This window comes from Candidatus Bathyanammoxibius amoris (assembly GCA_024451685.1).
GTDB lineage: Bacteria > Planctomycetota > Brocadiia > Brocadiales > Bathyanammoxibiaceae > Bathyanammoxibius > Bathyanammoxibius amoris.
In genome coordinates, this window is the sequence record JAMXCW010000008.1 from 13,362 (window position 1) to 26,858 (window position 13,497).

Genomic DNA, 13,497 nt, shown 5'->3' on the forward strand with positions numbered 1-13,497 from the left:
TGCGGGGTGGTGGACATGGAACCGGAATTCTACACGTTTGAGCACAATGACATCAAGTGGACGGCGGCGAGCAAGTACAGCCGCATCATGGAGAGCCGCGTACTGAGGCGGATAGAACAGCTTCCTTCTCTTGAGAAGTGCAGGCTTGTGAAGCGGAATATGTATCGCACGACTTACATGTACAAGCCGGTCCATCCGGCCGCGGCCGGGGTATATATAAAGAGATATCAGATTAGAAACTGGCGGGAAAGATTCCTGACAAAGCTTCGCCAATCGCAGGCCTACAGGGAATGGAAGATGATGATTGTGATGAGGCAGAAGGGTTTTCCTGTGCCGGCGCCCGTCGCACTGGGGGAGAGATGGAACAAAAAAACCATTGAAAACTATCTGGTAAGCCTTGAAATCCTCGGTGCCGTGCCTTTTAGAGAGGCTGGCGGCGTAGATGCAGAGAAGGAGAAGCTCCTGGCCGCTCTCGCTTCGCTGGCCAACGGCTTCCGCAAGGAAAACATCTTCTACAAAGACTTTCAACTCGGCAATATGCTCCTTAAAAAAAGGGGTATTAATTCAGAGCTTTTCGTGGTAGACCTCCACTCTGCAAGATTGCTTACGTCCCTGAGTAAGGGCCAGATTTCATACATGCTGGCGAAACTGATAGATTCCTTCGCACCCACCTTTGATTCACGTGACCAGGACACGTTTCTGAAATTTTATGCCGAAGGGGACCCGCGCTTTACGACGAACCTTAAACAGAAGCTGAAGGCCGTCAAATCCGTGGCAACACGAATAAGACAGACGCATTTAAAGAGCAGGACAAAGAGATGCCTGGTCAAGAGTACGGGCTTTTCTGTGGGAAACTGTGAAGGTCTAAGGCTTTTCCATAGGAAGGAAGTTGACAGACGGGCGATACTGAACGCCTTCAGGGCCTATAAGGAAGCTGCTGAAAAGGGCGGGAAACCCGTGAAGAGTACGAAAAAGACAGACCTCTCCATCGTAGAGACACCTGAGGGGAAGGTTTGCGTCAAACACTACAGGAACGTAAACATGCTCGACCGCATAAAGGGCGGCCTGGGCAAGTCCAGGGCCAGGAGGGCATGGGTCATAGGTAATGGTCTTGTTGTGCGCAACATACCAACGTCAAAACCCCTGGCGCTTTTGGAAGGGGCGGATGAGGCGTTTCTCTTGAGTACGGCCCTGGTGGACATGCCGCGCATAGACTACTATATACTTGAACATTTCAAGGAGCCTGTGGAAGGCCCCAAACTGAAGAGGAAGGACGATTTTATAAGAAGCTTTGCCGGGGCGATAAGGTCCCTGCACGACAAAAATACATACCATGGCGACCTGAAGGCATGTAACATACTCGTAGAGGAACTCCCGGACGGTGGATGGGAGTTCTATTTTATAGATTACGACAAAGTAGTCTTTGACCAGAAGGTTTCCCTCAGACGGAGGATAAAGAACCTTGCGCAGCTACATACGTCAATCCCGTGGTGCATAACGTGGGCGGACAGGATGCGCTTTTTCAAGGCGTACGCGGGCGACGAGACCTATGCCCGTTCCAAGGCCGCGTTCCTGCGCGAGGTGATGAGGGAGAGTAACAAGAGAATACCGGTGGCCATGCACCCGTTGGAATAAGATACCCATGTTCATACTACATCTGTTTAGTAACTGGAAATGGACAGGGCCTGCCGAACATGCGTTGAATCTCTGTCGTATGCTCAAGCTGCGGGGACATAGAGTAGTCTTTGCCTGCGGCATACCGCCTGAGGGAGGTCGCGACAGCGTCAGGAAGAGGGCCGCGGGGTCTGGCGTGGAGACGCTGGATCTGCGTCTCAGAAAGCATCTGAACCTTATTGACAATCTGAGGGATGTCCGTGCTATCTCGAGGTACATACGGGCAGAGGGGCCGGATATCATCCACACCCACATGACCAACGACAACCTGCTTGCCGGGGTTTCGGCCGGTATTGCGAGGTCCTCCGTGCCCGTCGTGCGAACCAGCTACGAGGGAAAAGGCCTGGAAAAGACCTGGCGCAACCGCTTGTTGATGTCATACATGACGTCGACACTGCTGGTGGTGTCGGAGAGTGCGGTTCAAGCGGACGTGGACAATTTCCACCTCTCCAGAGACAACGTGCGGAAGATAGACATAGGGGTGGACACGGACCGTTTCAGCCCCGCTGCAAAAGGCCTGGATGTCAGAAAAACACTGGGCATCGGACCGGAAGACGTGGTGGTCGGCGTGGTCGCCAGGATCCAGTGGCACAGACGGTTTGACGTGTTTTTGGAGGCGCTACGTCTGGCATGCGGCAAGATACCGAATCTTAAGGCGGTGATAGTCGGAAGGGGGACGAACATGGTCCCCGTGGCGGTGGAGCCTGCCCGGAAGATGGGACTGAACGGCAAGGTTGTCTTTACAGGATACAAAGAGAGCGACGAGTACGTGGATACGCTGTCTTCCGTGGACATAAAGGTATTTCTTGTCCCGGGCACGGACGGTTCGTGCAGGGCCGTGAGGGAGGCGATGGCCGTGGGCCTTCCCGTTATAGCGGCCGACCGGGGGATGCTTCCTGAGATAGTGGAGCACGGGAGAAACGGATTTGTGATTGACGATACCCCTGAAAATCTCGCGGGCGCTATCCTGAAGCTGGCGTCTGACAGCACCCTGAGAAGGCGTATGGGAGAGGCCTCACGGCAGATAGCCCTGGAGAGGTTTTCTCTCGATAAAGAGGCGCGAGAGGTAGAGGAAGTATATAAGACATTATTGGGTTAGATAATCGACTGTATGAGACCAGAACTTTCTGTCGTCATCGTTAACTGGAACACAAAGGACCTGCTGAGGGAGTGCCTGCGGTCCCTGTACCGGACGGTTAAGGACCTGTCCTTTGACGTGTATGTGGTCGATAACGGCTCAAGTGACGGCAGTGTGGAGATGGTAGAGAAGGAGTTCCCCGGGGCGACACTTATAAGAAACAGGGAAAACCGGGGTTTTGCCCCCGCAAACAATCAGGCCCTGAGGGAGATACACACGGCGTATGTATTCCTTCTCAATACGGATACCGTGCTTCTGAGCGGTACGGTGGGCGGAATGGTCTCTTTTCTTAAGAAGCATCCTGACGTGGCTATAGTTGCGCCGCAATTCCTCAATAGAGACGGCTCGAAGCAGAATACCTTTGACAACTTCCCCTCGCTGACGACAGAGCTTATGAATAAAAGCATGTTGAGGTTTTTATTTCCCGGCAGCTACCCCAGCAAGCATGTTGACTACAAGGAGCCCCTGGAAGTGGAGTCGGTACTGTGTGCCGGAGTCGTATTGAGACAGGACGTATTCAGGCAGGTAGGTTTCTTCGATGAAGACTACTTTGTGTATTTGGACGATAGCGACATTTGTTTCCGTCTGAAAAGGGCCGGATACAGGTGCTTTTATCTTCCGCAACTCGAGATGTACCATTTCGGCGGTGGCGGGACAAAGGCCAAAGGCAGGGCAAACGCCGTTATTGAATACTACAGGTCGATGTATAAATTTTTCAAGAAGAACAGGAGTGCCCCGGAGTATCTTATTCTCAAGGTCTTAAAACCCTTGAGGCTGGTGCTGAGCCTGTTTTTGTCATTGTTGGGCCTTGCCCTTACACTCTTTCTTCACAAGGGGTTACGGTCAAGGGTATATGCCTACCTGAAAGTGCTTGAGTGGCACGCCAGGGGCTGTCCGTCCTGCATGGGAATAGGGGGCAGGCGGGCGGTTGAATAAGACCCTTGAAGGTGGCGTATTTGTAAAGGGCATGGAGGAGGACGCGCGGCATGATTGAAGGCGTGGTTACTAAAAAGCTGAAGGTCGTCCCTGATGAAAGGGGCTTCTTGATGGAGATGATGCGCTCGGACGACCCGCATTTCGAGAAGTTCGGCCAGGCGTATCTCAGCGTCGGATATCCGGGCGTAATTAAGGGATGGCACTACCATAAGAAGCAAAAGGACAATTTTTTCATAGTCAGGGGCACGGCCAAGGTGGTGCTTTATGACATGCGGGAAAAGTCCGGGACCAGGGGCGAGATTAACGAGTTCTTTATAGGTGAACGGAACCCTCTTATGGTACATATACCGGCTAACGTGGCGCACGGCTTTAAGGCCGTGGGGGACGAAACGGCGTATCTTATAAACATCCCCACTGAGCTGTATAATTACGAGCAGCCTGATGAACATCGCATAGACCCGCACGGCGGCGAGATACCCTACGACTGGGCGTGCAAGGACAGCTGAGGTTGCTTGTGTAAAAAATATCGGTGATTAAGCGAATTGTTTCCTTGACCTGGGGGTGAGGATGGTATTAAGATTTGAGTTTATCTGTCTTGCCGGAGGGCTTACCTTTCCGCTCTGCGTTGCAAATTTGCACTCAATTACAATATGAAGGGCCGTAGCATATGATAAAAGACGTTAAGCTGGTAAAGCTTGAGACCCATGTGGACGACAGGGGCTACCTGATAGAGATTTTACGCGCCAGTGACGAGCATTTCACGAAATACGGTCAGGTATACATTGTAGGCGATCCCGTGCGGGGTGTGATACGGGCATGGCACAAGCACGAGGCGCTCTGGGACTGGTTCTTTATTAGCCACGGCTCGGCGAAGTTTGCCCTCAGGGACGACAGGCCCGACAGCCCGACATACGAAGAAATGAACACCTTTATTCTGGGCGAAAGGAACCCCGCTCTCCTTGTGGTGCCTCCCGGTGTCTTCCACGGATGGATGTCACTCGAGGACGATACGCAGCTCATAAGCACGGCCAGCGAGGTCTATAACCGCGAAAATCCGGATGAGGTAAGAATTCCTCCGGATTCCTTCGGTTACGAGTGGGAGGTAAAGGGTAGATGATACTGGTAACGGGTGGTGCCGGCTACATTGGGAGTATCCTGACGGATGACCTGCTTAGAAAGGGAGAGGCCGTGAGGGTGCTGGACAGGCTGTACTTCGGCGAGGAGGGCCTGGCACACAACAGAAAGAATATAGACCTGGTGCAGGGCGATATACGGAATTTTGACCCGTCCGTGCTTGATGGTGTAGACTCGGTCATCCATCTTGGCGGATTGTCCAATGACCCGACGGCGGAATACAACCCGAAGGCCAATATGGACATAAATTACGGGGGCACGAAGAAGCTGGCCGAGGCATGCAGGGAAAAGGGTGTAAGGCGGTTTGTCTTCGCCTCCAGTTGCTCCCTGTACGACAAAGGCCTGTTCGCAAACGACGTGCTTCAGGACGAGACATCGGAGGTCAACCCAAGGGCCACCTACGCCGTCGCAAAGCATAAGGCCGAGAACCTGCTCCTGGAGATGGCCGGAGACGATTTCTGCCCCGTAATACTGCGGCAGGGAACGGTATACGGGTTCAGCCCGAGGATGAGGTACGACCTGGTGGTCAATACCTTTCTGAAAGATGCCGTAGTGAACAAGAAGCTGAAGGTCTTTTGCGGGGGCGAGATGTGGAGACCGCTTGTGGACGTTACTGACGCGTCAAAGGCATTCATATGCCTGGTAGAAGCCGGCGAAGAAAAGGTGAACGGGCAGATATTTAACCTCTGCCACAAGAACTACCGCATTCTGGAACTGGCCCACGGGGTAAAAGGCGCGCTTGAAGACAGATACCAGCTGGAGATAGAGGTGGACCACAGCGACGTCAAGACAAGAAGCTACCGGGTCAGCTCAAAGAAGATGGAGCAGGTCCTCAATTTCACGCCCCAGGTCTCTGTAAAGGATTCCGTAGAACACATGCTGGTAAAGATAGAAGAAAACGGCTACACTGACTTCCTGAACCCTCACTACTACAACATAAAGTGGATGACGCTGCTGGACGAGATGGAGAAAACAGTCAGGAAGATAGGGCCGGTATTCTAGATGAAAGTCGCACTGATAGGCTCAAACGGCCAGCTGGGCAACGACCTGCTGAAGGTTTTTGGCAAGAAAAATACCGTCCCGCTCACACACGACAAGATAGAGATTACCGACCATGAACAGACCGACGCGGTGCTCAACTCCATAAAACCCGACGTAGTTATAAACACCGCCGCCTTCCACCGGGTGGAGGACTGCGAGACGGAGTACGCAAAGGCCTTCCGGGTAAACGCCATCGGCGCGGCAAACGTCGCGCGAACTTCAGAGAAACTCAATGCGATACTGGTGCACATCAGCACGGATTACGTCTTCGACGGTGAAAAGCGCGAACCCTATACAGAAGACGACCTTCCTAACCCACTTAGCACGTACGGCGTGACAAAGCTCGCGGGTGAATATTACGTGAGGAACCTGTGCTCAAGGCACTATATAATCAGGACGTCCGGCCTCTACGGGCTGGCTTGGTGCAGGGCGAAGGGCGGCAATTTCATAGACACTATGCTGCGCCTTGCGAAAGAACAGCCCGAACTCAAGGTGATTGACGACCAGTTCCTTGTACCGACCTTCACCTGGGACATCGCGGAGAAGATAAAGGAGCTCGTCGCCACGGACCATGAGGACCATTACGGGATATACCACATATCAAATTCCGGCCAGTGCACCTGGTACGAATTTGCCGCGAAAATATTCGAACTCGAAGGACTTCGCAGCGTAAACCTCAGAAAGACCACCCATGAGGAGTTCAGGAGCAAGGTAATGCGCCCCGACTATTCCGTCCTCGGTTCCGACAGGCTCAAGTCCATCGGTCTCGACCCCCTGCGACCCTGGCAGGACGCCCTCCGGGACTACATGTCCCAACGTAAGCGGTAGCTCCGTCCTCATCTTAAATAATCGTGTATCAGGGATTGCGGTGTGTGTTAGTCAGGCATCATGAATTAACCCCACCATTGCAGCATGTGCTCTCCACACCTTTTGCTGATATGGATGTTATGTGAGCATATGCGGCGTGGCCCATTATTGGTGCGCGCAGGTAATTATAGCTCCTTAAGGGGTTGCCTATTAGGGGGATTTCAGTATACTATAAATCCTTACATATCAAGAGGTAGGTATAGTTATGGCGGAAAAGGTGATAAAAATAGGGCTTCTGGGGTCGGGCACCGTCGGTGAAGGCGTCCAGGACATAATTTTTGACGACGACGGCGCAAAAAACCTGGAAAAAAAGCTGGGGTTCAGGCTTGAGATTGAGAAGGTCTATACCCGCTCACCGAAAAAGAAGCGCTGGTATAAAAAATTTCCAGAGAAATTCACCAACCGGCCCGAGGAGGTCATAAACCACCCGGAAATCTCAATTATAACAGAGGCGCTGGGGCTTGATAAGGCGGACGATGTTAAAAAGGTTTCGTCTTATATTGTAAAGGCCCTGGAGGGCGGCAAGTCGGTAGTAACCGCGAACAAGGCGGTACTCGCCGGTTATGGACGGGAAATATATTCCGCCGCCAGCAAGGGCGCTGACACCCAGCTGCGCTACGAGGCAGCCGTAGCCGGCGGTATACCCATCATCCGCTCCCTCGGTGAGGGACTTGCATGTGATGACGTCACCGGGGTTTACGGCATCCTTAACGGCACCTGCAACTATATTCTCTCCGGCATACGCAATGAGGGCATGACCTTCAAAGAGGCGCTCCGTCAGGCCCAGAAACTGGGCTACGCCGAGACAAACCCGGAGGCCGACATAAATGGCGACGATACCAGGGACAAAGTAATCGTCCTCTTGCAGCTCCTCTACGGCATCTTCGTCAAGAAGGAGGACGTGAGCACTGAGGGCATAGAACACCTCGAAAAGATTGACTTCGATTACGCGGCCCAAAAACTCTCTAAGAACATAAAACTCCTGGGCTCTATTACAAAGACGGGAGGTGAAGTAACCGCGGCGGTGTCGCCCATCATGATAAACGATGACCACGTGCTCTCCAGGGTGAACGGCGCCCTGAACGCCGTCCTTGTAGAGAGCAGGAACTGCGATAGCATGTGCCTTGTGGGTAAAGGTGCCGGTGCGGGGCCGACCGCCAACTCGGTTGTGTCAGACATAATCTCCATCGCGAGCGGTGCCCGTCTTCATCCTGTGCCGGCCACCCGGAGCTATAACAAACACCTGGGCGAAGACCAGCCGGGCAGATACTACCTGCGGTTTTTGGTACGGGACGGGGCCGGCATCGTGAGCGACATCCTGAGCCATCTGAAGGAGAACCGGGTAAACGTTGATGAAGTCCTTCAGCTCAGGCACTCGATCGAGGAAAGAAGCTATTTCAGGGAAAAGCTGGGACTCAAGTACAAGCCGGATGAAATACTCCCCTTTATCATCACCCTTGAACCCTGTAAGGAAGCGGCTGTCAGAGAGGCGATACAAGGGGTAAAGGGACACGATTTTATCCTGCTTGACCCCGTGGTAATAAAGATATTGCCGGACCTGCCCGACGTGGTAGGGACCAGTACTTAATAAAGGAGCGTCAAGATGGTTATAAAATTATACCCAGCGTCAAAGAAAAAGTCAGAATCAGGAGCAAAGTCTTCGGCAAAGATAAAACCCGGAAAGATGCTCATCGACGGAAAATGGGTAAACTCCCGCTCCGGCAAGACTCTTAAAACGATAAACCCCGCCACCGGTAAGGTAATTACGAGCATTGCCTGTGGCGACAGGAGGGACGTGAACCTTGCGGTAAAGGCTGCCCGGAGGGCGTTTGAGTCGGGTCCGTGGCCTGCGATGGACGCGCGTGACCGCGGGCGAATACTGGCCAACGTCGCAAAATTGGTGGAAGACAACCATGAGGAACTGGCAAGGCTGGAGACCCTCGATAACGGTAAACCCATTAAAGAGTCCCGCGCCGTAGACGTACCTTACACCGCCGACACATTCTTTTACTATGCGGGCTGGGCCGATAAGATCCACGGCGAGACCATCCCCGTCAGGGGCGACATGCTCAACTACACGCTCAGGGAGCCCGTGGGCGTAATAGGGCAGATTATACCCTGGAACTTCCCTCTGCTGATGGCCGCCTGGAAACTTGGGCCCGCCCTTGCCTGCGGTAACACGGTCGTACTAAAACCGGCCGAAGATACGTCACTCTCCGCCCTCAGGCTTGGCGAACTGTTCATGGAGGCGGGGCTTCCTGCCGGGGTGCTCAACATAGTTACAGGACTCGGTGAAACCGCCGGCGCGGCACTGGCAAGGCACGTCGACGTAGACAAGGTAGCCTTTACCGGTTCGACGACTGTCGGAAAGGACATAGTGCGGGCCTCTGCCGACACTCTGAAGAAGGTCTCGCTGGAGCTTGGGGGCAAGTCACCCAATATAATCTTTGCCGACGCGGACATAGAGGCTGCGGTACAAGGCGCCTTGATGGGCATATTCTTCAACCAGGGGGAGGTCTGCTGCGCCGGGTCCAGGCTCTACGTTGAGAAAAAGATTCACGACAAGTTCATGGACAGAATGGTCTCCTTTGCCTCGAAGATGCGCGTTGGAGACCCTTTTAACCCACGCACGGATATGGGCGCCCTTGTGTCCCAGGTACAGTTCGACAAGGTGATGGGCTACATAGAGGCCGGCAAGGAAGAGGGCGCAGAACTATGCTGCGGCGGCGAAGCCCTTAAAAGTAACGGCTACTTTATCAAGCCCACTATATTTGATAACGTCAAAGGCACGATGAAGATTGCCAGGGAAGAAATCTTCGGGCCCGTGGTATCCACCCTTACATTCAGAAATATCGACGAGGTGGTCAGGGCGGGAAACCAGTCCCGTTACGGCCTCGCGGCCGCCGTATGGACCCGGGACATACAAAAGGCCCACGCGGTCGCCAGGAGGCTCCGCGCCGGCACTGTATGGATAAACACCTACAACGCGTTTGACTGCGGCAGCCCCTTCGGGGGGTACAAGGAGTCCGGCTACGGCCGCGAACTGGGTGAACACTCTCTGGAACTGTACACCCAGGTAAAGAGCGTGTGGGTGAATCTGAGCTGATGGTAATATTACTTGAACACAATGCAACAAAATGAGCGATATAGAAAAAGAGCAAAAAGAGGCTGAAGAGAAGCAGAGAATAAGGGAGCAGGTTGTGCTCCTCAGACCCAGGGCACAACTTGGGTCTAAGCTGGTCTTCGAGATTGCAGAGCGTGGGGCGGATGAACTCTTGAGTAACAAGAGAACTGCGGCCAAGGTAAATAATGACACTGCGTTAATAGTATGGCTCGAACTCGTCGCGTTTGCCCTCTACCTCTTCGACAGGGTGGCCGCGACCAGGCTTAACGACTCCCACCCGATCTACATGAAACTGCTTACGGATTTTGTAATTTCCGGGTTTCCCTCTGAGGTGGCAAAGTTTGGAAAACAGAACCTGAGGTCGGAAGAGGGTTGGGCCGACGATATCAATAGTTCTATCAGCACCCGGTCCATGCAATACTTCAGCCTTGAGCAGGAGATTACCGGCGCCAAAGGCTCTTTGGGACGTGCTCTGCCAAGGGCGCTCTTCTCGGAATTTGCGGACATACTGGCGCAGGAGATAGGATTGCCCGGTGATAAGAACGTCAAAGAACTCCTCGGCCTGCGCACCCGCACGGCAATGGCCGATATCCTCAAAGAATTCAGCCCTGCCGCCGAAGAGCCCACAATGTAGCTACATACGCTGAAGAGGCGGGATTGGCGCTAGAGATTATTAAGGGCAGGCCCGCCCGGTAATGGGTTGACTTTACTAAGCCGGGTAGGTCATGGTCACACCACGACCTGACAAGAATTCATTTGTGTCTTATATTATCAGTTTCGTATCAGGCAACGCCGGTGGCGGCGGGGGCCTGTTTACGCTTCTTCTTCGTTTCTTCTTTGCCAAGTTTCTCTACCCTGACGGCGCAGACCTTATACTCGGCGGTCATGGTGACGTTGTCGTAGGCGGTAATGGTAAGCTTATTGGCGGCGGCTTCGGCAAAGTGCATGGGCATCCAGATGACGCCCTCCTTGATGTCTGTAATCTTCGTCCTGGTCTTCAGCTTCCCGCGCCGGGTGATTACCCTGATCATCTCACCGTCCTCCATGCCGTGCATGTCCGCATCGAAGCGGCTTATCTCCACAAAACACTCCGGCTGTAACTGCACGCTGCCCTTCGAGCGGCGTGTCATCGTACCACCGCCGTAGTGCTGGAGTGTCCGCCCGGTCGAAAGGATGAGAGGATAGTCCTTGTCCGGCTCCTCGGCCGGCCTGCGGCAGGCGGGTGCGAAGAATTCACCCTTGCCACGGGTGAAGTTGCCGTCCTTATGCAGGTACTTGGTCCCGGGGTGGTCCTTGTCCGGACACGGCCACTGGAGCCCGACGTCATCAATTCTTTTATAGTTTATGCCGCCGAAGAATTTGGGAGCCAGCGCCGCGAGTTCATCCCAGATTTCACCGGGGTGTTTATACTCCATCGGGTAGCCCATGAGCGTGGAGAGTTCACAGATAATCTGCCAGTCCGGCTTAGAGTTACCTACCGGCTGTACGGCCGTCCGTACCCTCTGCACCCTGCGCTCAGAGTTTGTGAAGGTGCCGTCCTTCTCGGCGCACGATGAGGCTGGCAGGACGACGTCGGCGTATTTCGCCGTCTCAGACATGAAGATGTCCTGTGCCACCACGAAGTCGCATCTTTCGAGGGCGCTTATCACATGGGCCTGGTCGGGTTCACTCATCACGTTGTCTTCACCCACAAGGTACAGGGCCTTTATGCTGCCGTCGTTTGCGCCCGTGAAACACTCCGGCATCTTAAGTCCGGGTTTTGGGTTCAGCTTTACGCCCCATGCCTTTTCAAATTTTTCGCGCGCTTCAGGGTCTGATACGTACTGATAGCCGTGGAAGCGGTCAGGGTCTGTTCCCATGTCGCACGCGCCCTGTACGTTATTCTGTCCCCGGAGCGGGTTTACCCCGGTACTGGGACGGCCTATCTGCCCGCATAGCATACTAAGATTTGCGATGGTGCGGACGTTTTCCGTACCGCAGACGTGTTCCGTTATGCCCAGGGTGTAGTATATCCCGGCCTTCCCGGCCGTTGCGAACAGCCTCGCCGCCCCTTTTATCTTGTCTGCCGGCACGCCGGTTATCTTCTCCACCCTCTCGGGGGTGACGTCTTTACAGTATTCCTTTAAGGACTCGAAGTTCTCGGTGTATTTCTCTACGAAGTCCTTGTTCTCCAGACCCTCCGATATGATGACGTTCATCATCGCGTTGAGCAACATACAGTCCGAGCCGGGTCTGAGCTGCAGGAAGTAATCCGCGTGTCCGGCGAACCATATCTTGCGGGGGTCGGCCACGATGAATTTTGCGCCCTTCCGGAGCGCCGCCCTCATATGGAGTCCGATAATCGGGTGTGCCTCCGTAGGGTTCGCGCCTATGACGAACAAGACGTCGGCGTCAGGGATTTCGGCGATGGAGTTGGTCATCGCGCCGCTGCCGAAGCTCATGGCCAGACCGGCCACGGTGGGGGCGTGTCAGGTACGGGCGCACTGGTCAAGGTTGTTTGTGCCGATGACCGCCCGGGCGAACTTCATCAGGACGTAGTTCTCTTCGTTGGTGCATCTGGAAGAGCCGAGAATGGCAATGGACTCAGCGCCGTGTTTGTCCTTAGTCTCGGCGAATCTGGTCGCCACGAGCTTGAGGGCCTCGTCCCAGGAGGCCTTTTCGAAGCTTCCGTTTCTCTTGATAAGCGGGTCGGTGAGGCGTTCCTCGTGATGCACGAAGTCGTATCCGAAGCGCCCCTTTATGCACAGGTTGCCGTCATTCGGTACCGTGCCGGGTTTGGAGGTGACCTTTACGAGTTTGCCGGTGTCCTTGTGGACGTTGAGAAAGAGGGTGCAGCCCACTCCGCAGTAGCCGCACACGGTCTTTATCTTGTCTAGCTGCCAGTCACGGCCTTTGCCCTCGGCCTGTTTTTCCCTCAAAGCGCCGACCGGGCACGTTGACACGCACTGTCCGCAGAACTCGCAGCTCGTCCCCAGCAGTGTATGGCCGTAGGCGGGTCCGACGACAGTCTCGAAACCGCGGTTTATAAAGTCGATGGCATGCGCCTGCTCAACTTCATCGCATATCCTGACGCAGCGTCCGCACAGGATACACTTGGAGTCGTCTCGCAGTATCATGGTGTTCGGGTCAGGGGATACACCGCGCTGAGGTTCTTTAAAGAAGCGGCTGCTTTTGATGTCATATTCGTAGGCAAGGTCCTGCAGCGTGCAGCTACCGCACTTGTCGCAGGTCATGCAGTCCAGGGGATGGTCTGACAGGATAAGTTCCAGCACGAACCGCCTTGTCTCATAGACCCGCTCGGTGTCGGTCTTCACCACCATGCCGTCAGCTACCATCGCCGAACAGGCGGTGACCAGGGGTTTTCTGGCGTTTTCAACCTCTACCATGCAGACCCGGCACGCGCTGAACGGCTCGAGACGCGGGTCGTGGCAGAGTGTGGGTATTTTTATGCCCAGCTTTGCCGCTGCCTGGAGGATGGTCTGGCCGGAGCCGGCCTCGACCTCTCTGCCATCTATAGTAAGCTTCAGCTTTTCAGCCGGGGATTTTTCTGTCGAGTTTGTCATCATCAGTTGTCTGCTGTATC

At 54.2% G+C, this 13,497-nt stretch carries 11 protein-coding genes; 10 read left to right on the forward strand and 1 reads right to left on the reverse strand.

Annotation, left to right across the window (positions count from 1 at the left end):
- Positions 1-15: 15 nt before the first annotated feature.
- The 10 genes from NOU37_05970 (at position 16) to NOU37_06015 (ending at position 10,548) form a co-directional block, all read left to right on the forward strand.
- The gene (locus tag NOU37_05970; protein ID MCQ4574777.1) at positions 16-1,635 is read left to right on the forward strand and encodes a hypothetical protein; all 1,620 of its coding nucleotides are present in this window, start codon (positions 16-18) and stop codon (positions 1,633-1,635) included.
- Positions 1,636-1,642: 7 nt separating this feature from the next.
- Positions 1,643-2,773, forward strand: a complete 1,131-nt coding sequence (locus NOU37_05975) for a glycosyltransferase family 4 protein (GenBank protein MCQ4574778.1) — start codon at positions 1,643-1,645, stop codon at positions 2,771-2,773.
- A gap of 12 nt (positions 2,774-2,785) precedes the next feature.
- Positions 2,786-3,748, forward strand: a complete 963-nt coding sequence (locus NOU37_05980; GenBank protein ID MCQ4574779.1) for a glycosyltransferase family 2 protein — start codon at positions 2,786-2,788, stop codon at positions 3,746-3,748.
- Positions 3,749-3,798: 50 nt separating this feature from the next.
- The gene (locus NOU37_05985; GenBank protein ID MCQ4574780.1) at positions 3,799-4,254 is read left to right on the forward strand and encodes a dTDP-4-dehydrorhamnose 3,5-epimerase family protein; all 456 of its coding nucleotides are present in this window, start codon (positions 3,799-3,801) and stop codon (positions 4,252-4,254) included.
- A gap of 161 nt (positions 4,255-4,415) precedes the next feature.
- Positions 4,416-4,865 (forward strand): dTDP-4-dehydrorhamnose 3,5-epimerase family protein, encoded by a 450-nt coding sequence (locus tag NOU37_05990; GenBank protein MCQ4574781.1) that lies wholly within the window; start codon positions 4,416-4,418, stop codon positions 4,863-4,865.
- Positions 4,862-5,884, forward strand: a complete 1,023-nt coding sequence (locus NOU37_05995; protein ID MCQ4574782.1) for an SDR family oxidoreductase — start codon at positions 4,862-4,864, stop codon at positions 5,882-5,884. The genes NOU37_05990 and NOU37_05995 overlap by 4 nt, the downstream gene beginning before the upstream one ends.
- Positions 5,885-6,751, forward strand: a complete 867-nt coding sequence (gene rfbD, locus NOU37_06000; GenBank protein ID MCQ4574783.1) for a dTDP-4-dehydrorhamnose reductase — start codon at positions 5,885-5,887, stop codon at positions 6,749-6,751. It begins immediately after the preceding gene.
- A 244-nt stretch (positions 6,752-6,995) separates the two neighbouring features.
- A complete protein-coding gene (locus NOU37_06005) occupies positions 6,996-8,378 on the forward strand; it encodes a homoserine dehydrogenase (protein ID MCQ4574784.1) in 1,383 nt (460 codons plus the stop codon).
- A gap of 15 nt (positions 8,379-8,393) precedes the next feature.
- Positions 8,394-9,896, forward strand: coding sequence for an aldehyde dehydrogenase family protein (locus tag NOU37_06010; protein ID MCQ4574785.1), 1,503 nt, complete (start codon positions 8,394-8,396; stop codon positions 9,894-9,896).
- A 31-nt stretch (positions 9,897-9,927) separates the two neighbouring features.
- Entirely contained in the window at positions 9,928-10,548 is a 621-nt protein-coding gene (locus tag NOU37_06015) for a hypothetical protein (protein MCQ4574786.1), read from the forward strand.
- Between the two features lie 148 nt (positions 10,549-10,696).
- Here the strand turns inward: NOU37_06015 and fdhF are convergent, their stop codons facing one another.
- Entirely contained in the window at positions 10,697-13,477 is a 2,781-nt protein-coding gene (fdhF, locus tag NOU37_06020) for a formate dehydrogenase subunit alpha (GenBank protein ID MCQ4574787.1), read from the reverse strand.
- Positions 13,478-13,497 lie beyond the last annotated feature (20 nt).